Annotated in this window: 23 protein-coding genes; 13 read left to right on the forward strand and 10 right to left on the reverse strand. The window is 63.0% G+C overall.

The window, feature by feature from the left end:
• Positions 1-27 precede the first annotated feature (27 nt).
• Together PspR76_RS05850 and PspR76_RS05855 are read left to right on the forward strand one after the other, a co-directional pair.
• Entirely contained in the window at positions 28-687 is a 660-nt protein-coding gene (locus tag PspR76_RS05850) for a FadR/GntR family transcriptional regulator (RefSeq protein WP_159954352.1), read from the forward strand.
• Positions 677-1,942, forward strand: a complete 1,266-nt coding sequence (locus tag PspR76_RS05855; protein WP_159954353.1) for a CynX/NimT family MFS transporter — start codon at positions 677-679, stop codon at positions 1,940-1,942. The genes PspR76_RS05850 and PspR76_RS05855 overlap by 11 nt, the downstream gene beginning before the upstream one ends.
• A 2-nt stretch (positions 1,943-1,944) precedes the next feature.
• On the opposite strand, the gene PspR76_RS05860 is transcribed toward PspR76_RS05855, so the two are convergent.
• From PspR76_RS05860 to PspR76_RS05900, 9 genes are all read right to left on the reverse strand, one after another.
• Positions 1,945-2,592, reverse strand: coding sequence for a DUF1120 domain-containing protein (locus tag PspR76_RS05860; protein WP_159954354.1), 648 nt, complete (start codon positions 2,590-2,592; stop codon positions 1,945-1,947).
• Between the two features lie 9 nt (positions 2,593-2,601).
• On the reverse strand, positions 2,602-3,732 hold the full coding sequence (locus PspR76_RS05865) for a DUF1120 domain-containing protein (protein ID WP_159954355.1): 1,131 nt from the start codon (positions 3,730-3,732) through the stop codon (positions 2,602-2,604).
• A gap of 11 nt (positions 3,733-3,743) precedes the next feature.
• A complete protein-coding gene (locus tag PspR76_RS05870) occupies positions 3,744-6,194 on the reverse strand; it encodes a fimbria/pilus outer membrane usher protein (protein WP_159954356.1) in 2,451 nt (816 codons plus the stop codon).
• 73 nt (positions 6,195-6,267) lie between these two features.
• A complete protein-coding gene (locus PspR76_RS05875) occupies positions 6,268-7,011 on the reverse strand; it encodes a fimbria/pilus chaperone family protein (RefSeq protein WP_159954357.1) in 744 nt (247 codons plus the stop codon).
• 2 nt (positions 7,012-7,013) lie between these two features.
• Positions 7,014-7,643: a DUF1120 domain-containing protein gene (locus PspR76_RS05880; protein ID WP_159954358.1), complete on the reverse strand. Its 630-nt coding sequence runs from the start codon at positions 7,641-7,643 to the stop codon at positions 7,014-7,016.
• 89 nt (positions 7,644-7,732) lie between these two features.
• Positions 7,733-8,356 carry a DUF1120 domain-containing protein gene (locus tag PspR76_RS05885; protein ID WP_159954359.1) on the reverse strand — a complete coding sequence of 208 codons (624 nt, stop codon included), beginning with the start codon at positions 8,354-8,356 and terminating at the stop codon, positions 7,733-7,735.
• Positions 8,357-8,392: 36 nt separating this feature from the next.
• Positions 8,393-9,016, reverse strand: coding sequence for a DUF1120 domain-containing protein (locus PspR76_RS05890; RefSeq protein WP_159954360.1), 624 nt, complete (start codon positions 9,014-9,016; stop codon positions 8,393-8,395).
• 39 nt (positions 9,017-9,055) lie between these two features.
• Positions 9,056-9,694 carry a DUF1120 domain-containing protein gene (locus tag PspR76_RS05895; RefSeq protein WP_159954361.1) on the reverse strand — a complete coding sequence of 213 codons (639 nt, stop codon included), beginning with the start codon at positions 9,692-9,694 and terminating at the stop codon, positions 9,056-9,058.
• A 30-nt stretch (positions 9,695-9,724) separates the two neighbouring features.
• Positions 9,725-10,354, reverse strand: coding sequence for a DUF1120 domain-containing protein (locus PspR76_RS05900; RefSeq protein WP_159954362.1), 630 nt, complete (start codon positions 10,352-10,354; stop codon positions 9,725-9,727).
• Between the two features lie 448 nt (positions 10,355-10,802).
• On the opposite strand from PspR76_RS05900, the gene PspR76_RS05905 reads away from it, so the two are divergent.
• The 7 genes from PspR76_RS05905 to dacB all read left to right on the forward strand — a co-directional run bounded on the left by PspR76_RS05905 (position 10,803) and on the right by dacB (position 18,551).
• On the forward strand, positions 10,803-11,606 hold the full coding sequence (locus tag PspR76_RS05905) for a response regulator (protein WP_237235727.1): 804 nt from the start codon (positions 10,803-10,805) through the stop codon (positions 11,604-11,606).
• A 201-nt stretch (positions 11,607-11,807) separates the two neighbouring features.
• Positions 11,808-12,443, forward strand: a complete 636-nt coding sequence (locus PspR76_RS05910) for a response regulator transcription factor (RefSeq protein WP_159954363.1) — start codon at positions 11,808-11,810, stop codon at positions 12,441-12,443.
• Between the two features lie 115 nt (positions 12,444-12,558).
• On the forward strand, positions 12,559-13,029 hold the full coding sequence (locus PspR76_RS05915; protein ID WP_010212931.1) for a nuclear transport factor 2 family protein: 471 nt from the start codon (positions 12,559-12,561) through the stop codon (positions 13,027-13,029).
• 36 nt (positions 13,030-13,065) lie between these two features.
• Complete coding sequence (locus PspR76_RS05920) at positions 13,066-13,341, forward strand: GIY-YIG nuclease family protein (protein WP_119738470.1); 276 nt, start codon at positions 13,066-13,068, stop codon at positions 13,339-13,341.
• 75 nt (positions 13,342-13,416) lie between these two features.
• On the forward strand, positions 13,417-14,352 hold the full coding sequence (locus PspR76_RS05925; protein ID WP_159954364.1) for a glutathione S-transferase family protein: 936 nt from the start codon (positions 13,417-13,419) through the stop codon (positions 14,350-14,352).
• Positions 14,353-14,461: 109 nt separating this feature from the next.
• Positions 14,462-16,882 carry a TonB-dependent siderophore receptor gene (locus PspR76_RS05930; protein WP_159954365.1) on the forward strand — a complete coding sequence of 807 codons (2,421 nt, stop codon included), beginning with the start codon at positions 14,462-14,464 and terminating at the stop codon, positions 16,880-16,882.
• A gap of 217 nt (positions 16,883-17,099) precedes the next feature.
• Positions 17,100-18,551, forward strand: coding sequence for a D-alanyl-D-alanine carboxypeptidase/D-alanyl-D-alanine endopeptidase (dacB, locus tag PspR76_RS05935; RefSeq protein ID WP_159954366.1), 1,452 nt, complete (start codon positions 17,100-17,102; stop codon positions 18,549-18,551).
• A 1-nt stretch (position 18,552) separates the two neighbouring features.
• Here the strand turns inward: dacB and PspR76_RS05940 are convergent, their stop codons facing one another.
• The gene (locus tag PspR76_RS05940) at positions 18,553-19,332 is read right to left on the reverse strand and encodes an IclR family transcriptional regulator (RefSeq protein WP_159954367.1); all 780 of its coding nucleotides are present in this window, start codon (positions 19,330-19,332) and stop codon (positions 18,553-18,555) included.
• Positions 19,333-19,452: 120 nt separating this feature from the next.
• Between PspR76_RS05940 and hmgA the strand changes: the two genes are divergently transcribed.
• The 4 genes from hmgA to PspR76_RS05960 all read left to right on the forward strand — a co-directional run bounded on the left by hmgA (position 19,453) and on the right by PspR76_RS05960 (position 24,212).
• A complete protein-coding gene (gene hmgA / locus PspR76_RS05945; RefSeq protein WP_159954368.1) occupies positions 19,453-20,736 on the forward strand; it encodes a homogentisate 1,2-dioxygenase in 1,284 nt (427 codons plus the stop codon).
• A 3-nt stretch (positions 20,737-20,739) separates the two neighbouring features.
• A complete protein-coding gene (fahA, locus tag PspR76_RS05950) occupies positions 20,740-22,026 on the forward strand; it encodes a fumarylacetoacetase (RefSeq protein WP_159954369.1) in 1,287 nt (428 codons plus the stop codon).
• 12 nt (positions 22,027-22,038) lie between these two features.
• Positions 22,039-22,683 carry a maleylacetoacetate isomerase gene (maiA, locus tag PspR76_RS05955; RefSeq protein WP_159954370.1) on the forward strand — a complete coding sequence of 215 codons (645 nt, stop codon included), beginning with the start codon at positions 22,039-22,041 and terminating at the stop codon, positions 22,681-22,683.
• A 137-nt stretch (positions 22,684-22,820) separates the two neighbouring features.
• Complete coding sequence (locus PspR76_RS05960) at positions 22,821-24,212, forward strand: MFS transporter (RefSeq protein ID WP_159954371.1); 1,392 nt, start codon at positions 22,821-22,823, stop codon at positions 24,210-24,212.
• The last annotated feature ends 1 nt before the right edge of the window (position 24,213 follow it).

Here is a 24,213-nt window from a genome sequence, read left to right on the forward strand (position 1 = left end):
CTATGATTGGACGAAAGCGCAAAACCCATGACAGACATCGCCCCTCTGATCAAACGTTCCCTGGTTGACCAAGCCCTGGAGCAACTGCGCCGGCGCATTACCGAAGGCAGATGGGCCATCGGTGAGCGCTTGCCCACCGAGCCCGAGCTGTCCGCCGAGTTGGGTATCAGCCGCAATACCGTGCGCGAAGCCATGCGGGTGCTGGCGTTTTCCGGCTTGATTGAAATCCGCCAGGGCGACGGCAGTTATTTGCGCTCGATGACCGACCCGCTGGGCGCCATGCGGGCGCTGTCCAGTTGCACCCTGGAGCAGGCGCAGGAGACGCGGCAGATTCTGGAAGTGGAGGCCATCGGCCTCGCGGCACTGCGCCGTACCGATGACGATCTGAAAAAATTACGCCTGGCCTTGAGTGTCAGCGGCGAGCTGTACCACGGTGACCTGGAGGCTTACATCAGCGCCGATCTGGTGTTCCACAAGCACTTGGTCGACGCCGCACATAACCCGGCCTTGAGCGAGCTGTACCAGTATTTTTCCGCCATCGTCGCTGCACAGTTGCGCCAGACCCTGAACATTTCGCCGCGTCGCCAGGCCGTGTTCGACCTGCATGTCGCCCTGCTCGATGCCGTGGAAAACCACGACCCCGAACGCGCCAAATCCCTCTGCCGGCAGTTGATCAATGAACCTTGAAGCCAAACGCACGCCCGAACTCGACGCACTGCTGATCGACGCCGAAGCCGACGACGACGTGGTGCAGCACAGCCACCCGGTGGTCATGCGGCCGTGGCTGTTGCTGCTGGGCTTGATCCTGGTGGCGCTGAACCTGCGCCCGGCGTTGTCGAGCATGTCGCCGTTGCTGGCCGAAGTCTCCAGCAGCCTGGGGCTGTCAGCCGCCAAGGCCGGTTTGCTGACCACCTTGCCGGTGCTCTGCCTTGGCCTGTTCGCGCCGCTGGCGCCGACCCTGGCACGGCGATTCGGCGCCGAGCGCGTCGTGCTGGGGATTCTGCTGACATTGGCGGCCGGGATCATCCTGCGCAGTTCGTTCGGTGAGGTCGGCCTGTTCGCCGGCAGCCTGATTGCCGGTGCGAGCATCGGCATCATCGGTGTATTGCTGCCGGGTATCGTCAAGCGCGATTTCGCCAGGCACGCCGGCACCATGACCGGCGTCTACACCATGGCGTTGTGCTTGGGGGCGGCACTGGCCGCGGGCTCCACGGTGCCGTTGAGTCATTACTTCGGCGACAGCTGGAACATCGGCCTGGGCTTCTGGATTGTGCCGGCATTGGTGGCGGCGCTGTTCTGGTTGCCGCAGGTCGGGCAAAAACATGGCGCGCACCAAGTCGCCTATCGGGTCAAGGGTTTGCTGCGCGATCCGCTGGCCTGGCAGGTGACGTTGTACATGGGCCTGCAATCCTCGCTGGCCTACATTGTGTTCGGCTGGTTGCCTTCTATTCTGATCGGCCGCGGTCTCACGGCGACCGAGGCGGGGCTGGTGCTGTCCGGTTCAGTCATCGTGCAACTGGCCAGTTCCCTCGCCGCGCCGTGGCTGGCCACCCGTGGCAAGGACCAGCGCCTGGCCATCGTGGTGGTGATGCTGCTGACCCTCGGCGGCCTGTTTGGCTGCCTGTACGCGCCACTCGACGGCCTGTGGGGTTGGGCGATTTTGCTCGGCCTGGGCCAGGGCGGTACGTTCAGCCTGGCGCTGACCTTGATCGTGTTGCGCTCGCGTGATTCCCACGTGGCCGCCAACCTGTCGAGCATGGCCCAGGGCATTGGTTACACCCTGGCGTCCATGGGCCCGTTCGCGGTCGGCCTGGTGCATGACTGGACCGGCGGCTGGGGCGCCGTGGGCTGGATCTTCGCAGTGATCGGCCTGGGTGCGATCATCGCCGGCCTCGGCGCCGGGCGGGCGCTGTATGTGCAGGTAAGCAGCGAAAAACGCTGAGGTTAGAGGTACACCACTTCCAGCGTGGCGGAGCCGTCCATCAGCGTATCCACACTCAGGTCCAGGTTCTGCTTGGCGTTGATCACGGCTTCCAGGGTCCGGGTGCTGGTCAGGTTCTGGATCGCCGATGGCCCGGCGGTGCTGCCGACCACATCGGTAAAGCCGAGCAAACTCCTGGAGCCGATGTCGATGGGGTTGGTGTTCGATGTGCGCCACGCCACACCGCCGGTGGTGGATTCGGTGCCGTAAGTCACCGGCAAGGCATCGGCGACGGTTTGCTTGGGATCGAACTTTACCGAATAGACACCCAGTTTGTTGCCGGCGGTGTCCAGCCCCAGCCCGTAATAGATCTCGCTGTTGACGTGGGCCGTGCCGTCGCGGTTATCGCGCATGCGCAGGGCGTAGCGGCCAGGGGCATTGCAACTGACGGTCAAGGTCAGTGTCTTGAGCGGCAGTCGCGTAGCGGTGGCCTGGTTGAGGTCCTTCTGGGAGATCTTGCCGAAGTCCACCAGGCCGCCGGCGGAGAATACCGGCGTGCAGGCCATGGGCGTAATCAGCCCGCCGACGGTCAGTTCAACAGTTGAAGCGGCGTGGGCCATGCCTGTGACCACAGCATGAAAAATTCCCAGGGAGATCAGAAACGCTTTCATTGTTTACTCCTACTGATAGTAAATTTCGAGAGTGCCCGAGCCATCCAGGCGTACTTCACTGCTCAAGTCCAAAGAACCCAAGGGCGCAATCACCGCTTCCAGGCTCAGCGTGGCGTTGAGGTTTTGAATGGGGCTGGGGCCGCTGGTACTGCCGGACGTAGCACCAAAACCCAGGTAGCGATTCGCGCCGACGGCCGCGACGCCCGCGCTGGCGCTGCTCCAGGGCAACCCTCCAGTGGCGGAGTCGGTCGAAAAAACCTGGGCGAAGCTGTCGGCGGTGATGCGGGCCGGGTCGAACAACAACCGGTAACGGCCGATTTTCTGTTGGCGCGCGTCCAGGCCAAGCCCATAGGTGCTTTCATCGGCGGTGCCGGTGGCCGAACCCAGGCGATTGTCTTGCATGCGCACCGCGAAGGCGGTCGGCCCATCGCAGATCACACTGAGTGACAAGGCGCGTGGGGCCAGGGCCGTGTCCTTGTCGACATTCAGGTCGCCGATCGACAGCTTGCCCAGCTCCACATGGCCGCCGTTGGACAGCGTGGGCGTACACGCCGCCGGCGCAAAGCGCGCTTGCAGACGCAGTTCGCGCGAGCGCCCGGCGGCGAGGGCGTCGAACAGCCCGGCGACGTCCCAGGTCACGGCATCGCGTACCCGTGCGGCGTCTTCGCTGGCCCAGGCGCTGGCATCGATCTGCAAGGACAGGCTGCGCCCGCTCACTGCAACGCCGGCGCGCATCGGCACAATGCCCTGCCCCGGTTGCCACGCCAGTTGGGCGCTGACAGCGGCGGGCGGTTGGCCTTGGCCTGCAATCAAGCCCAGTTCCACGGCCTGGCCGTCCAGCAGCGCTTCGCTGACGCGCAAGCCGTAACTGCCGCGCTCGGTAAAACGAAAGCGCTCCGCCCCGGCGCCCAGGCCGCGATAAAACACGCTCATGTCGGTGGGCTGCGGGCAATTCAGCGTCAGGCTGATACGCCGCTCGCCAAGCAAACGCTCAGGCGCGGGCGCCAGCGCTACGGCGCGGTTCATCAGGCCGAAATCCAGCTGTGCCTGGCTCAGGTTGAGCTGGCACTCATCGGCGGCCCAGGCGCCGCTGCTCAGCAGCGCAACGCCCAGTGGATACAACGGGTGTTTCAGGCCCATGGTGAACGTCCTCATGGCTGGCGGCACCGGGCCGCTGCGGTTTCGAAATACACCTCGGGGTCTGCGGTTTTCGGCAGTTCAAAGTCCAGGCGACAGCGTGGCTGCCCCGGTGCCTTGACCCACAAGGTGCGCGGGTCGAGCACGTCGGGCAGGAACACTTGGCTGCCTTCCTGCACCAGGGTGATGAACTCGCCGTCGGCGCTGGTCACGGTTGCGCCGCGTGGCAACGGCTGGCCGCTGTCGGTGGTCACGTTCAACAGCGCGCGGCGGGTCAGGGCGACGCCGAAGTGCACCTTGTCGACCGCACCGCGCCCGGCGGCGATCACGGCCAGGCCGTTGTGGATATCGGCGTTGCGCGGCAGTGAGCGCGTCTGCACTTCCACCGGGCTGCGGCCATAGGCGCTGAGTTGCGGCACCACGGCCTGGCCTTGCCAGTCGGTCCATACCGGGCCGCTTGGGGTGCTGACCTTGATCCCGGCCATCTCGCCCACCGACATCACGGCAAAGGTGTCGCGCACCGGGTACGGCGAGAAGGTCAGGCCGTCTTCATGCAGCACCACGCCGCCACGGGCGCCGCCCTGGTAGCTTGAACGTTCGTCATCGCTGCGGGTGTAGTTGAAATCCAGCTGGCTGTACCACGGCAGTGCCGACACGCCGAGCGACGACTCCACTTCGCGGTCACGGCTGTCGCGTTCCACGCCTACCCGGTAGCTCAATTGGTCGTTGAGTTGCTCGTTCACGCCCACCCCCAGGCGATGCTCGCCACCGGTATTACGCACCCAGGCACGCCCGCGACGGGTTTCACCCAGCGGCACGCTGAGGTTCAGGTAAATGCTGTCGTCATTTTGCTGGCGTCCGCCCACTTGCCATTCGGCGCTGGCCGACACCGACACCCGGCCAAAACTGGTGCCCCAGGACGCCAGCGCGCGGCTGCTGCTTTCACCGTTATACGACGCCGTGCGTGAGACCCCGGCGCTGAACGCGCCCAACGTCGGGTGCGCCCAGGACGCGGTCGCGCTTTGCTGGTCGCGGTAGCGCGTACGTTGTTGATCGTCGCTGTTGCCGACGTAGGTTGAATCCTCAAGGTCGCGGTAACCCTGGGAACGCCAGGAACCGGCGGTGCTCACCGCCCAGCGGTCACTCAACCGCTGGGACCAGGAGAGGTCGGTTTGTACACCCCGCTCAGTGCCCATGCGCTGGGGGCTGGCTTGCGCCGCCTGGGCGGACAATTGCAGCTGGCTGTCTTGCCACGGCAACCAGCCCAGGCTCGCCCCCGCCGAGCGGTAGGCATCCGCCATCAGCCCGCCGGCGCTGACGCTGAGTTGCGGGTGCAACGGGCCGCTCCAGCCTGCGCTGATCACCCAAGGCTCACGGCCGTCGCTGTTGCCGATCTGCCGCACACGCCCGGCCGCCACCGAATAGCCCGGCGCGGGCAGGCCCAGGCCGAGCATGGCGGCGGGCACGGTAAAGCGGCGTTCTTCGCCGGTGGTTTCCTTGACCGTGACTTCCACGTCGGAGCGGCCGTTCAAACGCCGCACGTCGGTCAGCGCGAACGGCCCGGCCGGCACTACGGTGGAGTGGATCAACGCGCCGTTCTGACGGATTTCCACGTGGGCCGGGCTGTTGGCGATACCGGTGATAGTCGCGCCCTGGTTCTGGTCTTGCAGCGCGGTTTCGGTCAGCACCTGGGCGCCGGTAATCTGCGTGCCCGCCAGCACCGGGTTGTAGAGGCTGATTTGCCCGGCCTGCAACACCGCCTGTTGTTCGGCGAACGTGCGCTGGGCGTAGGCGTCAAGGTGGGTGGTGCGCGAGTTGCCGTCCTGCCAGGTTTTCGCCTGCCGACTGCGCACGATCCAGTCGCCGGCGTTGAAGCCGACTTCGGTGTTGGCTGAGCCGAAGCGGCTCGTGTTGTCGCCGAACTCGTTGTAGAGGCCGGTCAGGTCGTAGTTGAGCAGCAAGGCTTTGCCGCCGGTCTGGTAGCCGGAAATGTCCTGTTGGGCGGGGCGCAGGGCATCGGTCGGCACCACCAGGGCCACGGCCAGGGCGGCCGGGTCTTGCTCGATCACGGTTTGCGGGTAGCGCTCGATAAAGGGTTGGCAGGTGCGGGCGCCCTCGTCATCGGGCACGTTCAGGTTGCCCGCATCCAGCAGGGCGCGGTTGAAACACAGGCCGCCCAGGCGGTCGAACTCCACGTCCACCCGGCCACGGCGCAGGCCGTTGACGCTGAGGTTGACGGCATGCCGGCCCGCCGCAAAACGCGGCGCTTGCAGCAGCAGGTTGGCCAGCTCCGGGTCAATGCCGCGTCGGGACAGCGTCTGGGGGTCGAAGGCGCCGGCGATATCACTCGCCAGCACCGCCCCGCACGGCAGTGCGCCGCCCAGGGTCAGCGCCAGGCTCGTCAGTATCTTGCCTGCGCGGCGGGGTGAAACGCCGGGCACGGCGCGGCCGTCGCGGTCAGTCATTGCTGTGCTCACAAGGTCGTACTCAAGTGTTGGGTGGCTTTGGCAAGCCACTCTTTTTTATAGGGCGTTCTTTTTATAGGGTGATCGGTGCTTCGTAAGGCGCTACGGCAAAGCCATACACGGTGGCCGGTTGCAGCTTCACGCGGTTGGCGCCGGTGTCGGTGCTGGTCACCGACACGTTCAGGGTTTCGCCGGGCAGCACATAGGTGCGCGGCAACAAGGCCGAACCGCTGCCGGGCAGCAGGCGCAGTTCCTGGGCCAGGCGCACCACGTACGGGCTCGGGTTGTGCACGCTCAGTTGGTCACGCTTCAAGCGCCACTCCAGTCCGGTCCAGGGCGTGCGGTTGGGGGCCAGGCCTTTGGGGTGCAGGATCACCGGCAGGTTCTGGCGCACCGTCACGCCCACCTGTGCGTGCCCGGCCTGGGCCGCCGAACGGCCTTGGGGCATGCCTTCGAAAATCACCCGTTTCAAGCGTTGGGTGGTCAACGGTTCGGCCGATTGCAGAATGAAGCGGATCAGTTGGCTCTTGTTCGGTTCGACCCTGGCCAAGGGCGGGGTCACAAACAGCAGTGTCGCGGTGTCTTCAGGGATGTCTTCCAGGGTGACGTGCAGCAAGGCCAGCTTGTCGTCAGTGTTGGTCACGGTGACCGAGGCCTCGCCTTCGCCCTCGTGGACGATCACCACCGAGGTGTCGGGCACCATGCCATCGGCCAGCACCAGGGCCGGGCTAGCGATCGCCAATGCCAGCGCACCGAGGTAGAGACCGGCGAGGCGCGTGAAGATGAAGGCTCGGGTAAAAAAGGGCAGGGCAGTCATGGCTACAAATACCTCAGGTCAAGCACGATGGAACCGTCCAGCGGCACTTCTTGCTTGAGGGTCAAATAGGCGGCGGCGTTGATGGACGTATTGATTTGCAGGCTGGCGGTGACTTCGCGATGGGGCTCCGGCACCAGCGTGCCCAGGCGGGCGAACCCCATGTAGTTGTTCGGGAAGGCGTTGGTTTCGGGGAACCAGGTTTCCCCCTTGTTGCTTGAGGCCAATACCAGTACGCGTTCGCCGTCGCCCATGGCGTCGCGATAGGCCAAGGAAACCGTGCCCAGCCGTTCGCTGGGCACATGGATATTGTTGCCCAGGCCATAGTAAAAACCCGGCCCAAGGGACGAGTCAGCGCGGTTGTCCACGCCTACCAGTACGAACAGCACCGGTTGGTTGCAACTCACTATCAGGTCCAGGGATTGCGTGGGCAGCGCGCTGTACTCGTACTGGTTGAGGCTGCGCGCCGGCACTCTGCCATGGTCGACGACGCCGTTGGCAGACAACGTCGGGGTACAGGCATTGGGGGTGATCAGGCCGGTAACATTCAACTCGGTGCTGGACGCCGCTAACACCAGCGGGCTGGCACCGAGCAGGTAAAACAGGGCAAGAAGGCGTGAAGAAATCTGCTTCATGGGGAAGGTTCACCGGTTGCCGGGTTCATCAATTTGCGTAGGTGACAAGGGCAGGCGCGGAGGCCTGCCGTTGTTCGACTCGAAGGTTGTTACAGATAGCGCACGGTGAGGGTCACCGAGCCATCGATGGCGACTTCGTTGGTGAGGGTCAACCCGCTGGTTTTGGCGATAAAGGGCTGCACGCTGAGGTCTGCGTTCCACAGTTGGACCGGGATCGGCGTATCGACGCCGGCCACCGCAGGGGCGAGGATATTGTTGCGCATCAGGTTGCGCTCCGCGCCCCAGGTGACGCCGCCATCGTATGAGCCGACGGTGGCGACCGAGACGCCATCGGCAACCGGGTTCAGCAGCCTTAATTCCATGCCGCCGAGTTTTTCCGTGCCGTTGATCAGGCCCAGGCCGAATTCCATCGTGTCGTTGTTGGCGTCAGACCCTTCGCGGTTGTCCTTGGCCTCCATCGCCATGAGGGTGGCGGCATCACAGGTGACGGTGAATTGCACGACTTGGGTGGGCAGAAAGGTCGACGCGTCAGGTTTCAGATCCTTTGCCGAAATCTTGCCGTAGTCCACGGTGCCGCCGCCGGACAAGGTCGGGGTGCAGGCGCTTGGGGTAATCAGGCCTGTGACCGTCAGGTCGACGCTGGATGCGGCGAGTACGTTGGCACTGCCGAGCAGCAGCAGGGCGGCGGAGAGGGTTTTGAATGCGGTGTTCATGATGGGGTTCCTGAATGGGGAGACGGGAAAAATGGCTTACAAGTACTTGAGTTGCATCACGGCCAGGCCGTCGATCGGCACCTCGTCGACCAAGGTCAGGTCTTTGGCAGGCGCGATCATGGTGAACGCCCGCAGCCGGGCGCTCAGGGTCTGCAGCGCCATCGGCGTGGTCGGGCTGCTCGGCGCCGCGAACGAGGTCAAGGCGGTGTGGCCCAGGTACGAAGAGGGGTACCAGGTGGCGCCGCCGTCACGCGACAAGATGGTCTGCACCGGCGCACCGTCAGCCACCGGGTCGAACAGGCCGAACGCCACGTTGCCGAGTTTCTCGTCATCGTTGGTCATGCCCAGCCCGTGGTGCGCCGGGTTGAGCGCTACGCTTTCGCCGCGGCTGTCTTCGGTGGTCAGGGTGAAAAACGTCGGCCCTTCACAATTCACCAGCAGGTTCATTTCACCGGCTTGCAGGCTGGTGGGTTTGTCCGGGTCGAGGTCCCTGGCGGTCAATTTGCCGTGGTCGACGATGCCGCCATCGGACAGGGTTGGCGTACAAGAGGACGGGGTAATGACCCCGGTGACACTCAAGTCGGTGTTGCTGGCGGCGAATGCGCCGGGGGCGCAGGCCGCGAGCAGCAGGGCAAGAGCGGCGGGCGTGGTTCTTTCCATGGGCACAGGTCCTTGTGAGCGATGCAATGAACGGATGGGTTACAGGTAGCGCACTTCCAGGGTTGCGGAACCGTCGATCGGTTGTTCTTCAGTCAGGGTCAGTGTCTCGGAGGCGGCGATGATCGGGTGGACCCTCACGTCGCTGGTGAGCGTCGTGATCGCGATAGGCGCCCAGTCACCACCTGAGTTACCGCCGAAGGCGGTGAGCCAGCCGGGGATCCAGATGGCGTCTTCGCTGTTCTCGATCCAACTGGCGCCGTTGTTGCGCGAAACCAGCTTGGTCACGGGCTGGCTGTCGGCGAGGTAGTTATTGAGAACCAGCAGGAAACTGCCGACCTTCTCGGTTCCGTTGATGAACCCCAGGCCAAATGACGACCCGTCGACATCGATGGCCGAGCCGGGGCGGTTATCCACGCCGTTGAGGGCAAACAGCGTGGCGGCACTGCAGTTCACGTTGAGTTGCAGGGTGGTGGCCGGCAAGGGCGTGGGTTGGCTTATCTGCAAATCTCTGGCGGCGATCTTTCCATAGTCGGCAACGCCGCCCTGGCTCAGGGTCGGGACGCAGGCGCTGGGCGTAATGAGCCCGGTAACGGCCAAGTCTGTGCTGCTGGCGGCGAATACGGAGCCTGCACCCATAATCATTAGGGTTGCGGCGAGGGTACTGAGAGGGCGAGCCATGGGTCACATCCTGTGGGTTATGGGGTTGGCTTACAGGTATTTCACTTCAACCGTGGCCGAGCCGAGGATGGGGATCTCGTTGGCCAGGTTCATGCCGGCCGTGGGGCCGAGCATGGTTGTCACCTTCATGTCTGAGGTTACGTTCTGCACCGGCGTAGGCGCCCAACTGCCCGTTGAGCGGTCCCCGAACGACGCGAGGTATGCCCGCGGCATGACGTCGCCCGGGAAGCTTTCCGTCCAAGTGAGGCCACTGTCGCTGGACTGAAGTACAGAGATCGGCGCACCGCCGGACGTCGCGTTATCCAGCGACAGCATGTACATGCCCAGTTTTTTACCGTCGACCAGGCCCAGGCCGTAGCCGTTGAACGCGTCAGGGGAGTCGCCACGGTTATCAACACCCTGCAGCGCCAGCAGGGTCGGCGCTTCGCAGGTGATGTTCAGCTGCAGGGTGTGATCGCCAAGCCCCGTCCAGTTGATCGGGCTCAAGTCCTTGGCCGCAACTTTCCCGTGGTCGACCACTCCGCCGCTTGAAAGGCTGGGCGTACAGGCGCTGGGAGTAATCAAGCCCTGGACGGTCAGGTCGACGCTGCTGGCGGCAAACACGGTCGAAGCGCCGGTAAGCAGCAATGCGGTGGCTAACAGGGCGAAGGGAGCATTCATTTCTAGGGTTCCAATACGTTGAGTCACGCCGTAGCGACACTCGCTGTGCGCAGTGTGTCGACGGGTGCAAGGCGGCTTTTAATGTTTATCTGGACTGCTCAGGGGGCGGCGGACCGTCCCTGACTAGAGTGGGCCGTAATCTAACGATGGGCCTGGGCGGGAGACATACAACTTTTACGACAATCACAAAGACTCGGAAAGTGGAGTGATCCGTGTCAGAAGAATGAACAGTTAAATGTAGGTAAATGGTCAGTTTCGTAGTTGTTGTATGGTCAGAGTGGCGTGCGAAACGATACTTTTCCTGGGCGATGACCGTCATTTGAATATTTGAAACCTGCTGCAGAGTGCGTTCCGTTGACTGTCGCGTCAGCGCTCCTCGCCCACACGATATTCGTGTTCCTGGGCGAAGGGCGCTGCACCACCGACACCATCAACGAGGTGAGCGAGCGTGCCTTCGAGCGATGTCTCTGCGCAGCGCATTCCGGTCCATTTCTCCCCGCCCGATCACTGGCGACACTTGGAGGTGTTGGTCGCGGAGGATCATTCGGCCTACCGCGCGCTGTTGGGCTGGTTCCTGGAAAAACTCGGGCTTGGCCATGTAGTGGTAGGCGACGGCTGTGAGGGCTTTGCCGCCTTCACGCGCAGGCACTTCGACCTGGTGATCAGCGACTGCCATATGCCACGCATGGACGGCTATGCCCTGGCCCGCACCATACGCCTGCACGAGCGGGCGAACGGGCGGCGCCGGGTGCCGATCATTGCCCTGACCGCCAACCTGCAGGCTGACGACCCGCATTGCTGCCGCGATGCCGGCATGGATGCCTGGCTGCTCAAGCCGCTGACGTTTGCGCAGTTGTGCGATGTGCTTGGGCGATGGCTGCCCGGCCCACCGAGTGCGGTATCGCTGGCCGTATCCAAGGGCTCAACGGCCTGGCCGACCCGCGCGAGCATGGTCCAGACCTTCGGCAGTGAACAGGTGGTCAACCAGATGCTCGGCAGCTTGCTGCACGAAGCCCGCACGGACTGCGCGGCCCTGGCCGATGCGCGCATCACGTTGAACGCCCGGCTTGCGTTGGAGCGGTTGCATCGTCTGTTGGGCAGCCTGGCTTTTTTAGGCTGCGACGACTTGGAGGCGCGGGGTGGTGCGCTGATTGAACAGGTCCGGCTCCAAGGCGTGTGGGCGAACCTGGGACGGCTGGAGATGTTTGAGCATGACCTCAAGCGTTACTTCGCGTACGTGAGTACGTTATGAGGTTTCATCTTGGCTTGTAGGAAGTTGTTCTTTTGAGTTGTAGTTTTTGTATGTGGGGTTTTTCCTTTTATTTTGTAAGTTTGATGGATGGCACTACAAGGCACTGGGTTTGGCTGAAATGTGCCTTTGCCGGGCGGTTGTTGAAGCGCCCGGTCGGAGGTATTTTGCCCGGAATCAAGTGGCCATCATCCGTGAGTATTTATGCTTCGAGTAATAATTGCCGACGATCACCCCATTGTCCGCATCGGGCAAAGGGTGGTGATTGAGGCGAGTGGCACCTGCAAAGTCGTTGGCGAAGCCAGTGGCCCCGATGAATTGCTGGTGTTGCTGGGCACCACGCCCTGTGACGTATTGGTAACCGATTTCGCCATGCCGGGTGGGCGCCAGGCTGACGGTTATTGCTTGCTGAGCCTGTTGCAGCGCCAGTACCCGAAGATGCCGGTGATTCTGGTCACCATGTTCGCCAACATTGCGACCCTGCGGGCTTCCTTCGCCCATGGCGCACAGGCCATCGTCGCCAAAAAGGCCTCGGCCAAGGAGTTGCCCCTGGCAATCAAGGCCGTCACCAAGGGCCAGACCTTCGCCAGCGAATGTCTACGCGAGCAGTTGCACGAGGCCGGCACGGGCGATCAATCTCAAGCGCCGCAGTTGTCCGGCAAGGAACGTGAAGTGGTGCGCATGCTGGCCAGCGGCATGACCGTCAGCCAGATTGCGGCACGGGTCAACCGCAGCATTTCCACCATCAGCAAACAGAAAAGTACGGCCATGAGCCGGTTGTGTATTTCAACCGATGTGGACTTGTTCGCCTACGCGCGCTCGGCGGGAATGGTGCCGTAGACGGTATCCTTGAGTCTGCCATGGTGATTACTCATTCCCATAGCGAATAGCCATGGCATTCCCTTGTTGCGCAGCTTATCGTTCAGTACCTCTGACCACCGTGCGAAACCTGCCCATGAGTGATGCCCACAACGCCCTGATCACCGAGTTCTACAGTGCATTCCAACGCCTGGACGCCGAAGCCATGGCCGCCTGCTACACCGATGACGTGGTGTTCAGCGACCCGGCCTTCGGCGAACTGCGTGGGCGCGATGCCGGTGATATGTGGCGCATGCTCACCACCCGCGCCAAGGACTTTTCCCTGACCTTCGACCATGTCCGCAGCGACGACAGCACCGGCAGCGCGCATTGGGTGGCGACGTACCTGTTCAGTGCCACCGGCAACACGGTGGTCAACGATATCGGCGCGCGGTTTGTGTTTCGCGACGGCAAGATCTGCGAGCACCACGACCACTTCGACCTGTGGCGTTGGTCACGCCAGGCACTGGGCCTCAAGGGCCTGTTGCTGGGCTGGTCGCCGGCGCTGAAAAACGCTGTGCGCGCCCAGGCGCTTAAAGGCCTGAAGGCATTCCAGGCCGGTCGTTGATAAGATTGGCGCTCCTCTGGTTTGCCGAATTGCCCCGTGACTGAATCGACTGAACCCAAACCCTGGTTCGTGTACCTGGTGCGCGCCGCCAATGGCTCGCTGTATTGCGGCATCAGCAATGACCCGGTGCGCCGTTTTGCTTCCCACCAAAGCGGCAAGGGCGCGCGGTTCTTTTTATCCAGCCCGGCCGTGGCGCTGGTGTACACCGAACAGTGCGCGAGCAAGGGCGAAGCGCTGCGCCAGGAACGGCTGATCAAGAAGCTCAAGAAAAGCGCCAAGGAATGCCTGGCGGCGAGTGGCTCATTGATTTGACTGATGGGTTCCCATCTCGCCTGCGCGCGATTTTGCGCGTTAAGCTAGCCGCTCATTTATCCAGCGGAGCCTGGCATGTCTGAGTTGATCCTGCACCACTACCCGCAGTCCCCTTTTGCTGAAAAAGCCCGGCTGATGCTGGGTTTCAAAGGTTTGTCGTGGCACTCGGTGCTTATCCCACCGATGTCGCCCAAGCCCGACCTGACCGCATTGACGGGCGGCTATCGCAAGACGCCGGTATTGCAGGTGGGCGCGGATATCTACTGCGACACCGCCCTGATCGCACGGCGCCTGGAGCAGGAAAAATCCACCCCGGCGCTGTTTCCGCTGGGCCAGGAAATCAACACCCAGGCCTTCGCTTATTGGGCCGACAGTGTGGTGTCTCACCATAGCGTGACCTTGGTCTTTGAGCCGGAATCCGCCGCCGTGCGCTTTGCCAAAGTGCCGCCGCAAGCGATGCAGGCGCTGATGGCCGACCGCGTCGCGCTGTTCAGCGGTGGTACGGCGAGCAAGGTGCCGCTCGAGCTGGCACGGCATCAATGGCCGGCGCTGATGGTGCGCCTGGAGCAGCAACTGCAGCATGGCGCCGGGGACTTCCTGTTTGGCGAGCCGTCGATTGCCGACTTCGCCATGGCGCACCCGTTGTGGTTTCTCAAAGGCACGCCGGTGACGTCGCCGTTGGTGGATCACTACCCGGCCGTAGCGGCCTGGTTGGCGCGGGTATTGAGCTTTGGCCATGGCAACGCCAGTGAAATGCGCGCCGACCAGGCGCTGGAGATTGCGCGCAATGCCACGCCCGCGCCCTTGCCGGAGGAAATCTTCGAAGACCCCAACGGCTTCAAGCCTGGCCAGCCGGTGACCATCAGCGCGACGGACTACGGCGTAGACCCGGTCGCCGGTGAGTTGCTGTTCGCCGGGCGCGAAGCGCTGATCCTGCGGCGTACGGATGAGCGCGGCGGTATCGTGCATGTGCACTTCCCACGCCTGGGTTTTCGCATTCAGGCGCAATAAACAAAAATATTTGCAAACAAAGGTGAGGTAAATCCACCGCTCAACCGTGTAGTGCTTGAAACTGCGATCAATTCGCATTAACAGCGTTTTCTACACGGGTTCTCACAGCATGAAATCGACGGCGGGCGGTTGGGTAAAACAGTGGCTGGGAGCCTCGGTATTGACGGTGTCGGGGCTGGCATTGCTGCCTTTGGCCGTGGCGCAGGCACAGGAGCAGCAAAGCGCCCAGTTCAACTTTGCCCTGGCAGCCAAACCGCTGCCCCAGGCCTTGAGCGATTTCAGCCGCGTCACCGGCATCAGCGTGATCTACACCGATGAAGCGCCCTACGGCCTCAGCGCCCCGGCGGTCAGCGGGCAGATGAGCGCGACCCAAGCCCTGCAACGCCTGCTGAGCAATTCAGGCTTTACCTTCCGCCAGATCGACGCGCGCACCCTGGCACTGGAACCCGTGCCCACCGACGGCGCGGTCAACCTCGGCGCCACCACCATCAGCGGCGCCGGCCAAGCCCAGGACAGCACCAGCTACCAGCCGCCGCCCACCAGTTCGGTGATGCGTTCCCACGGCCTGCTGCTGGAAACCCCGCAAACCGTCAACGTGGTGCCGGCCCAAGTGCTGCGCGACCAGACACCACGCAACCTGGACGACGCCCTCGCCAATATCAGCGGTATCACCCAGGCGAACACCTTGGCCAGCACCCAGGACGCGGTGATGCTGCGGGGTTTCGGCGATAACCGTAACGGCTCGATCATGCAAGACGGCATGCCGGTGGTGCAGGGCCGGGCGCTCAACTCCACCGCCGAGCGCGTTGAAGTGCTCAAAGGTCCGTCCTCATTGTTGTACGGCATCCAGGACCCGGGCGGCGTGGTCAATATCGTCAGCAAAAAACCCGAACTGGTGCAATCAACTTCCCTGACCGCACGCGGCTCGACCTTCGGCGACGGCAAGAACGGCAGCGGCGGCAACCTCGACACCACCGGCCCGATTGGCGACAGCGGCCTGGCCTATCGACTGATCGTCGACCATGAAGACGAAGATTACTGGCGCAACTTCGGCACCCACCGCGAGACGCTGGTGGCGCCGTCCCTGGCCTGGTACGGCGACACCACCAAAGTGGTGTTCGCCTACGAACACCGCGAATTCCTCTCGCCGTTCGACCGTGGCACCGCCATCGACCCCAAGACCAACCACCCGTTGAACATTCCGGCGACCCGTCGCCTGGATGAGCCGTTCAATAATATGGAAGGCCGCTCCGACCTGTATCGCCTCGAAGTCGACCACGATTTGAACGACGACTGGAAGGCGCACTTCGGCTACAGCTGGAACCGCGAAACCTACGATGCCAGCCAAGTGCGCACGGTGTCGGTCAACCCCAATGGCACCCTGACGCGCAGCATGGACGGCACCCGTGGTGCGTTGACCACCGACCGCTTCGCCACCATGAGCCTGGAAGGCAAGGTCAACATCGCTGGCATGCAGCATGACCTGGTGTTCGGCCTGGACGACGAGTACCGCAAGATCTATCGCGCCGACCTGATTCGCCAGGCGCAACGCAGCGCGTTCAACTACCTCGATCCGGTCTACGGCAAGGATGTACAAGGCACCACCGTCAGTGCCAAAGACAGCGCCCAGACTGACCTGCTGCGCAGCGACTCGCTGTTCTTTCAGGACGCCATTCACCTGACCGACCAGTGGATTCTGGTGGGCGGTGTGCGCTATCAAATGTACGACCAATACGCCGGCAAGGGCGTGCCGTTTACCGCCAACACCAATGGCAATGGCCAGGCGTGGGTGCCGCGTGCCGGCTTGGTGTACCGCTACACCGATGAATTGTCGTTCTACGGCAGCTACACCGAGTCGTTCAAACCCAACTCCACCATCGCCGCCCTGGCCGATGGCAGCACCTTGACCGGCGACTTGACGCCTGAGGAATCCAAGTCCTGGGAACTGGGGGCCAAGCTCGACATGCCAGGGCGTATCACCGCCAGTGCGGCATTGTTCAATATCGATAAGCGCAACGTGCTGGTGTCGGTGGGTTCCGGTGCGAACACCGTCTACAGCATTGCCGGCCAGGTGCGTTCCCGTGGCCTGGAGTTGGACGCCACCGGCCAGTTGACCGACCAATGGAGCCTGATCGGCAGCTACGCCTACACCGACGCCTTGGACACCAAGGACAAAGACCCGACGCTTGAAGGCAACCGCCTGCAAAACGTGGCCAAACACACCGGCTCGCTGTCGGCGGTTTACGATTTCGGCGATATTTTCGGCGGCGATCAACTGCGTGTGGGCGCGGGCGCCCGGTATGTCGGCGAGCGCGCAGGCGATGCCGCCAACGACTTCAACCTGCCCGGCTACACCGTCGCAGACGCGTTTGCCACCTACGACACCAAGATCGAAGGGCAGAAGGTCAAGTTCCAGCTCAACGTGAAAAACCTGTTCGACCGCACGTACTACACCTCGGCCGCGAGCCGGGTGTTTGTATCACTGGGCGATGCGCGGCAGGTGTCGGTGTCCAGTACCCTGCAGTTCTAACCTGGCGGTGGCGAGCGGGCTTGCTGTGGCGAGCGGGCTTGCCCCGCGTCGGGCTGCGAAGCAGCCCCCAAAACCAACCACTGCGGTGTGCCCGGAAAAACGCGGCGGTCTTATCAGGGGCCGCTGCGCGCCCCAACGCGGGGCAAGCCCGCTCGCCACGAAGGTAAGGGTCTGGTAGCGTTGCCGCCACTAAAGACTTCGCGGGAAAACGCTACTGATGCAGTTGGGCAAATGGATACACACCAGCGCAATGCTGGTCGGCTTGAGCTTTTTACTGGGCGGCTGCGCGAGTGTTTCGCCGACTTCCAACTCCCTTGATCAATTGCTGGCCGACCCCGCGCTGCACGGCGCCTCGGTGTCGCTGATGGTGCGTGACGCGCGCAGCGGCGCCACGCTGTACCAGCACAACCCACGCACTCGGCTGGTGCCGGCCTCCAACCTCAAGCTGTTGACCACCGCCGCCGCGATGGACGTGTTGGGGCCGCAATACCGCTTCGCCACGCAGCTGCTGAGCAACGGTATACGCCAGGGCGATCGCCTGACCGGCAACCTGTACCTGCGTGGCCTCGGCGACCCGACGATGCAATTCGCCGACTACCAGGCGCTGGCGGCGCAACTGGCCAGCCAGGGTGTTCGCCAAGTCCAGGGCGATATCGTGTTCGACGACACCTGGTTTGACGCCGAGCGCCTGGGTGTCGATTGGTCCCATGATGATGAAACCACCTATTACGGCGCGCAGATTTCGGCGCTGACCGTGTCACCCAATGCTGATTTTGATGCGGGCAGCGTACTCGTCACGGCCAAAGCGCCGGTGCGTGTCGGCCAGCCTGTGAGCGTTGAGATCTTCCCGCCCACCGATTACCTGCAATTGAGCAACCGCGCAGTGAGTGGGCCGGGTAACACCTACGGGATCAACCGCCGTCATGGCACCAACCTGTTGCAGCTCAGCGGCGCGGTGGCGCCCGGCCGGCAGAGCCCGCAATTGGTCAGCGTCTGGGAGCCGACGCAACTGGTGGCCAATCTGTTTGAACAAGCCCTCAAGCAGCAGGGCATCACCGTGCTGGGCCGTCGAGTGATGGGGGCCGCAACCCCGGCCGGCGTGACCGTGCTGGCCGAGCATCAATCGGCGCCGTTGCAGGAACTGATCACGCCGCTGCTCAAGCTCTCGAACAACAACATGTCCGAAGCCTTGCTCAAGGCCATGGGCCGCAAGACCGCGAACAGCGGCACGGCGGCGGCGGGTGTGGCGGCGGTCGACGGGTTTCTCAAGCGTCAGGGCGTGGACACGGCAACGCTCAAGCAGGTTGACGGTTCCGGCCTGTCGCGGCAGAACCTGGTGTCGTCGCAAACCCTCACCGACCTGCTGCTGGCCGCGAGCAAGCAGCCGTGGTTCAACGCCTGGTACAACGCACTGCCGATTGCCGGCAACACCGACCGCCTGACCGGCGGCAGCCTGCGCTATCGCCTGCGCGGCACTCCGGCGGAAAACAACCTGCATGCCAAGACCGGCTCCATGGGCGGCGTGTCATCGTTGAGCGGCTACATCACCGACGCCCACGGGCGCCGGTTAGTGTTCTCGATGATCAGCAACAACTATGTGGTTGCCGGTGCACAGGTCAAGGCTGTGGAGAACCGCGTGGCGGTGGCCCTGTCACGCTGGGACGAATAATTCAGGGCTGATAGCCCATCCGCCAACTCACGGCCCGGGTCGCCGCCAGCAAGCGCCGCGCCGCCGGGCCGTCTTCATCGGCGTGGAACAGTGAGGTCGGGCCGACCACGGTCATCACTGCCGCCACCTGGCCGACCGCGTTGAACACCGGCGCCGACAACGCATCGACGCCAGGCATCAGCAAACCATGCACAAAGTGCAGGCCACGGCTGCGAATCTGCGCGCAGGCGGCGGCGTAGGCCTGGTCGTCGGCCAAGGCATGGGCGATACCGGCCTGAACCTCGCGTTCGCGCAATTCCACGGTTTCCCGCGACGGCAGATAGGCGCTGAACACCAGCCCGGTGGACGAGCTGAGCAGCGGCAACACCGAACCCAATTGCGTCACCACCGTGATTGCGCGCACCGCCGGCTCGATGTGCACCACGGTTGCGCCCTGGTTGCCCCACACCGCCAAAAAACAGGTTTCATTCAGTTCATCGCGCAGTTCCGCCAAGGGCAGGGCGCCGACTTTCAACACATCCATGCTGCCCAGCGCGGCCAAGCCCACGCGCAACGCCTCGCGGCCCAGGCCGTAATGGTTGGTGGCGGTGTTCTGTTCGGCAAAACCCGAGGCGATCAGCGCCTGCAAATAGCGGTGGACCTTGCTCGCCGGCATCTGCACATGTTCGGCCAGGCGCGACAGCGAAGTGGCCGGGGACAGTTCGGCGAGCGCCTTGAGGATATCGGTGCCGACTTCAGCCGAGCGGACTTTCTGTTTACCGGTGTCGCGGGGCTTTTCCATGGAGGGGCGAGAATCCGAGAGATGAATGGGCGTCTTTATAGCTTGACGGTCGATAGTGATCAAATTACGTTATGCGTAACTGGATTACGATAAAAACAACTTCCGCTCAGAGGATGATCCATGAACCTCGAATACCTGTCGGGCTTCGGCAATGAATTCGCCAGCGAGGCCCTGCCCGGCGCGCTGCCCGTCGGCCAGAACTCCCCGCAAAAAGCCCCTTACGGCCTGTACACCGAACTGTTCTCCGGCACGGCCTTCACCATGGCGCGCAGCGAAGCCCGCCGCACCTGGCTGTATCGCATTCAGCCGTCGGCCAATCACCCGGCATTCGTCAAACTGGAGCGTCAATTAGCCGGTGGGCCGTTGGGCGCGGTGACGCCGAATCGCTTGCGCTGGAACCCACTGGATATTCCCAGCGAGCCGACGGACTTTATCGACGGGCTCGTAGGCATGGTCGCCAACGCCGGGTCGGACAAACCGTCAGGCATCAGCATTTATAACTACCGCGCCAATCGCTCAATGGAGCGCGTGTTCTTCAACGCCGACGGCGAACTGATGATCGTGCCTGAGCAGGGCCGCCTGCGCATCGCCACCGAACTTGGAGTGCTGGACGTCGAGCCGCTGGAAATCGTGGTGCTGCCGCGTGGCCTGAAATTCCGTGTCGAACTGCTGGATGCGCAAGCACGCGGTTACGTCGCGGAAAACCACGGCGCGCCGCTGCGCCTGCCGGACTTGGGCCCAATCGGCAGCAATGGCCTGGCCAACCCGCGTGACTTTTTAACGCCGGTGGCCCACTACGAAGACCTGAAGCAGCCGACGACATTGGTGCAGAAATTCCTCGGCGAGCTGTGGGCCTGCGAGCTCGACCATTCGCCGCTGAATGTGGTCGCCTGGCACGGCAATAACGTGCCGTACAAATACGACCTGCGGCGTTTCAACACCATCGGCACGGTGAGTTTCGATCACCCCGACCCGTCGATCTTCACCGTATTGACCTCACCCACCAGCGTGCATGGCCTGGCCAACCTCGACTTTGTGATCTTCCCGCCACGTTGGATGGTGGCCGAGAACACCTTCCGGCCGCCGTGGTTCCACCGCAACCTGATGAACGAATACATGGGCCTGATCCAGGGCGCCTACGATGCCAAGGCCGAAGGCTTCCTGCCCGGTGGCGCGTCGCTGCACAGCTGCATGAGCGCCCACGGCCCGGATGGCGAGACCTGCACCAAAGCCATCAACGTCGAGCTGGCGCCGCACAAGATCGATAACACCATGGCCTTCATGTTCGAGACCAGCCAAGTGCTGCGCCCCACGCAGTTCGCCCTCGAATGCCCGCAACTGCAACCCGCTTACGACGCGTGCTGGGCCTCGCTGCCCGCCACCTTCAACCCGAACCGGAGATAACCCATGACTCAACCAACGCCAACCCGCAGCTGGGTGGCCTCCGCCAACGGTCACCGCGATTTTCCCCTGCAAAACCTGCCGCTGGGCGTGTTCAGCATCAACGGCTCGGCGCCGCGCAGTGGCGTGGCAATTGGTGATGCGATTCTCGACCTGCACGCCGCGCTGGATGAGTTCGAAGGTGAAGCACGTCGCGCCGTTGAAGCCACTGCCGGTGGCCAACTGAACGCCTTTTTCGAACTCGGCCGTGGCCCGCGCGTGGCCTTGCGCGAGCGTCTGCTGGAACTGCTCGCCGAAGGCAGCAAGCTGCAAACCCGCGAGGCTCAGGTGCTGCACCGCGCCGCCGATTGCCAGATGCACTTGCCGGCCAAAATCAGTGACTACACCGACTTTTACGTCGGCATCGAGCACGCGCAGAACGTCGGCAAACTGTTCCGTCCCGACAACCCGCTGTTGCCGAACTACAAGTACGTGCCGATTGGTTATCACGGCCGTGCCTCGACCATTCGCCCTTCGGGCACCGAGGTGCGTCGGCCTAAAGGCCAAACGCTGCCGGCCGGCCAGACCGAGCCGACTTTTGGCCCCTGCGCGCGCCTGGATTACGAGTTGGAGCTGGGCATCTGGATCGGCCAGGGCAATGCCATGGGCGACTCGATTGCGATTGGCGATGCGGCCGAACACATCGCCGGTTTCTGCCTGCTCAACGACTGGTCGGCACGCGATATCCAGGCCTGGGAATATCAGCCGCTGGGCCCGTTCTTATCCAAAAGCTTCATCACCAGCATCTCGCCCTGGGTGGTGACGGCCGAAGCACTGGCGCCGTTCCGCAAAGCCCAACCGGCGCGCCCCGAAGGCGACCCGCAGCCGCTGCCGTACCTGCTGGACAAGCGTGACCAGGCCGCTGGCGGTTTCGACATCGAACTGGAAGTGCTGCTGACCACCGCCGCGATGCGCGAGCAAAATCTGCCGGCCCATCGCCTGACCCTGAGCAACACCCAGCATATGTACTGGACCGTGGCGCAAATGGTTGCGCACCACAGCGTCAACGGTTGCCAGTTGCAGCCCGGTGATCTGTTCGGTTCGGGCACCTTGTCCGGGCCGCAGCCGGGGCAGTTCGGCAGCCTGCTGGAGATCACCGAAGGCGGCAAAAAGCCGATTGAATTGGCTTCCGGCGAGGTGCGTAAGTTCCTCGAAGACGGCGACGAAATCATCCTGCGCGCGCGCTGCAGCCGCGAAGGGTTTGCCTCCATCGGCTTCGGCGAATGCCGTGGCACCGTGATCGCGGCGCGCTAAGAGGGCAGGGCGATGGAACTCTACACTTACTACCGCTCCACTTCGTCATACCGGGTGCGTATCGCTCTGGCGCTCAAGGGCCTGGATTTTACTGCGGTGCCGGTCAACCTGCTGGTGCCGCCGGGCGGTGCCAATCGCCAACCGGCGTACCTGGCGATCAACCCCCAAGGCCGCGTACCGGCGTTGCGCACCGATGACGGCCAATTGTTGATTCAGTCGCCGGCGATCATCGAGTACCTGGAAGAACGTTATCCACAGGTGCCACTGCTGTCCGAAGACCTGGCGACCCGTGCCCATGAGCGTGCAGTGGCGTCGATTATCGGCTGCGATATTCACCCGCTGCACAACTCCAGCACCCAGAACCTGCTGCGCAAGTGGGGCCATGACGAGGCGCAATTGCTCGAATGGATAGGCCATTGGATCAGCCAGGGCTTGGGTGCGGTGGAGCAGTTGATTGGCGATAAGGGTTTTTGCTTCGGCGAACAGCCGGGGTTGGCGGACACGTTTCTGATTCCGCAGTTGTACGCGGCGGAGCGCTTCAAAGTGCCATTGGCCGCGTACCCGCGCATTGGACGTGTGGCAGCGTTGGCGGCGCAACATCCGGCGTTTGTGCAGGCGCATCCGGCCAACCAACCGGATACCCCAGACACACCCTAAATCAATGTGGGAGCTGGCTTGCCTGCGATAGCGGTCCGTCAGTTGATTATTCACTGACTGACACGCCGTCATCGCAGGCAAGCCAGCTCCCACATTTTGATCGGCGTCATACTTATAAAAATAATAGGTACCTTGCGATGCACAATCAGATTGCCAGCTTTCGCGCGGCACTCGACGCCCGTCCGGTGTCGCGCTATCAGTGGTTGATCCTTCTGTTGCTGGCGCTGCTGCTGGTAACCGATGGCTACGATGCCCAAGTACTCGGTTACGTGGTGCCGGCCTTGGCCAAGGATTGGAGCCTGGAAAAAGCCGCGTTCGGCCCCGTGTTCAGTGCCAACCTGCTCGGGCTGACGTTGGGTTCGTTGCTGGTGACGCCGCTGGCCGACCGCTTTGGCGTGCGGCGTATCCTGCTCGGTTGCGTGCTGATTTATGCCAGCCTCACGGTGCTGATGGTGTTCGCCAATTCCCTGACCACGCTGATGGCTGCGCGGTTTATCTGCGGCATCGGCATGGGCGGCGCGATGCCGAGTGCCATGGCGTTGATGTCGGAATATTCGCCCCCACGTATGCGCACCTTGATGGTGACCTTGGCCGCCTGTGGCTTCTCGTTCGGCGGCGCGGCGGGTGGGTTTGTGGCGGCGGGGTTTATCGAAGGCTACGGTTGGCAGGCGGTCTTCCTGGCGGGCGGTGTGACGCCGTTGCTGCTGTTCCCGTTCCTCGTGTGGCTGCTGCCGGAATCCTTGCCACGTTTATTGCGGGATGCACCGCCGTACGCACGCCTGCAAAAGGTCACGGCGCGCATGCTGCCGGGTTGGCAACCGCCACCGTCGAATGAAGCAGAAAATCGCCAGGCGCAAGGCAGCAAACTCACGGTGGTGGAGCTGTTTCGTAACGGCTACGCGCGCCCGACCGTGCTGATCTGGGCGACGTTTTTTGTCAGCCTGATTCTGTTGTATTTCATGATCAGCTGGTTGCCGTCGCTGTTGCTGGAAAGCGGCCTCGAGTTGAAAGAGGCCAACCTGGTGACCTCAATGTTCCTGTTTGCCGGCACCCTGGGCGCTATCGGCATGGCCTGGTTTGCTGACCGCTTGAAAAGCAAAGTGCGGCTATTGTCCGGCGTATTGGCGGCGGCTGCGGTGTGCACCATTTTGCTCGGCGTGAATCACGACAACCCCCGCTACCTGGTGGCCTGCGTATTCGCGGCCGGGTTCTGCATCATTGGCGGCCAGCTCACGCTTAATGCCTTCGCCAGTAATTTCTACCCGGCACATGTGCGCGCCACGGGCACGGGCTGGGCGCTCGGCGTAGGGCGATTCGGTTCAATTTTAGGACCGTTGTTTGGCAGCCTGCTGCTGGCGATACATATCCCTGTGGAGCAGATTTTCTTCTTCTGCGCGATTCCGGCGGTGATTGCGGCGCTGTTGATCATTCAAGTGCGTTCGCCGGGTTCTGCTGTGCCGAAGAGCCCACTGCACAGTGACATTCTCAAAGCACCGTCCACGACAAACCATGCAGTCCAAAACAAGTAGT

It is taken from the genome of Pseudomonas sp. R76 (assembly GCF_009834565.1).
GTDB lineage: Bacteria > Pseudomonadota > Gammaproteobacteria > Pseudomonadales > Pseudomonadaceae > Aquipseudomonas.

What these genes read in the sequence shown, in the direction of transcription:
- PspR76_RS05940 (WP_159954367.1), bottom strand. Translation starts at nt 19,332, where the DNA reads ATGGAAAAGCCCCGCGACACCGGTAAACAGAAAGTCCGCTCGGCTGAA.
- PspR76_RS05850 (WP_159954352.1), top strand. Translation starts at nt 28, where the DNA reads ATGACAGACATCGCCCCTCTGATCAAACGTTCCCTGGTTGACCAAGCC.
- dacB (WP_159954366.1), top strand. Translation starts at nt 17,100, where the DNA reads ATGCAGTTGGGCAAATGGATACACACCAGCGCAATGCTGGTCGGCTTG.
- PspR76_RS05925 (WP_159954364.1), top strand. Translation starts at nt 13,417, where the DNA reads ATGTCTGAGTTGATCCTGCACCACTACCCGCAGTCCCCTTTTGCTGAA.
- PspR76_RS05915 (WP_010212931.1), top strand. Translation starts at nt 12,559, where the DNA reads ATGAGTGATGCCCACAACGCCCTGATCACCGAGTTCTACAGTGCATTC.
- PspR76_RS05880 (WP_159954358.1), bottom strand. Translation starts at nt 7,643, where the DNA reads ATGAAGCAGATTTCTTCACGCCTTCTTGCCCTGTTTTACCTGCTCGGT.
- PspR76_RS05870 (WP_159954356.1), bottom strand. Translation starts at nt 6,194, where the DNA reads ATGACTGACCGCGACGGCCGCGCCGTGCCCGGCGTTTCACCCCGCCGC.
- PspR76_RS05855 (WP_159954353.1), top strand. Translation starts at nt 677, where the DNA reads ATGAACCTTGAAGCCAAACGCACGCCCGAACTCGACGCACTGCTGATC.
- PspR76_RS05875 (WP_159954357.1), bottom strand. Translation starts at nt 7,011, where the DNA reads ATGACTGCCCTGCCCTTTTTTACCCGAGCCTTCATCTTCACGCGCCTC.
- PspR76_RS05885 (WP_159954359.1), bottom strand. Translation starts at nt 8,356, where the DNA reads ATGAACACCGCATTCAAAACCCTCTCCGCCGCCCTGCTGCTGCTCGGC.
- PspR76_RS05900 (WP_159954362.1), bottom strand. Translation starts at nt 10,354, where the DNA reads ATGAATGCTCCCTTCGCCCTGTTAGCCACCGCATTGCTGCTTACCGGC.
- PspR76_RS05930 (WP_159954365.1), top strand. Translation starts at nt 14,462, where the DNA reads ATGAAATCGACGGCGGGCGGTTGGGTAAAACAGTGGCTGGGAGCCTCG.
- PspR76_RS05865 (WP_159954355.1), bottom strand. Translation starts at nt 3,732, where the DNA reads ATGGGCCTGAAACACCCGTTGTATCCACTGGGCGTTGCGCTGCTGAGC.
- PspR76_RS05895 (WP_159954361.1), bottom strand. Translation starts at nt 9,694, where the DNA reads ATGGCTCGCCCTCTCAGTACCCTCGCCGCAACCCTAATGATTATGGGT.
- PspR76_RS05890 (WP_159954360.1), bottom strand. Translation starts at nt 9,016, where the DNA reads ATGGAAAGAACCACGCCCGCCGCTCTTGCCCTGCTGCTCGCGGCCTGC.
- PspR76_RS05960 (WP_159954371.1), top strand. Translation starts at nt 22,821, where the DNA reads ATGCACAATCAGATTGCCAGCTTTCGCGCGGCACTCGACGCCCGTCCG.
- PspR76_RS05910 (WP_159954363.1), top strand. Translation starts at nt 11,808, where the DNA reads ATGCTTCGAGTAATAATTGCCGACGATCACCCCATTGTCCGCATCGGG.
- hmgA (WP_159954368.1), top strand. Translation starts at nt 19,453, where the DNA reads ATGAACCTCGAATACCTGTCGGGCTTCGGCAATGAATTCGCCAGCGAG.
- fahA (WP_159954369.1), top strand. Translation starts at nt 20,740, where the DNA reads ATGACTCAACCAACGCCAACCCGCAGCTGGGTGGCCTCCGCCAACGGT.
- maiA (WP_159954370.1), top strand. Translation starts at nt 22,039, where the DNA reads ATGGAACTCTACACTTACTACCGCTCCACTTCGTCATACCGGGTGCGT.
- PspR76_RS05860 (WP_159954354.1), bottom strand. Translation starts at nt 2,592, where the DNA reads ATGAAAGCGTTTCTGATCTCCCTGGGAATTTTTCATGCTGTGGTCACA.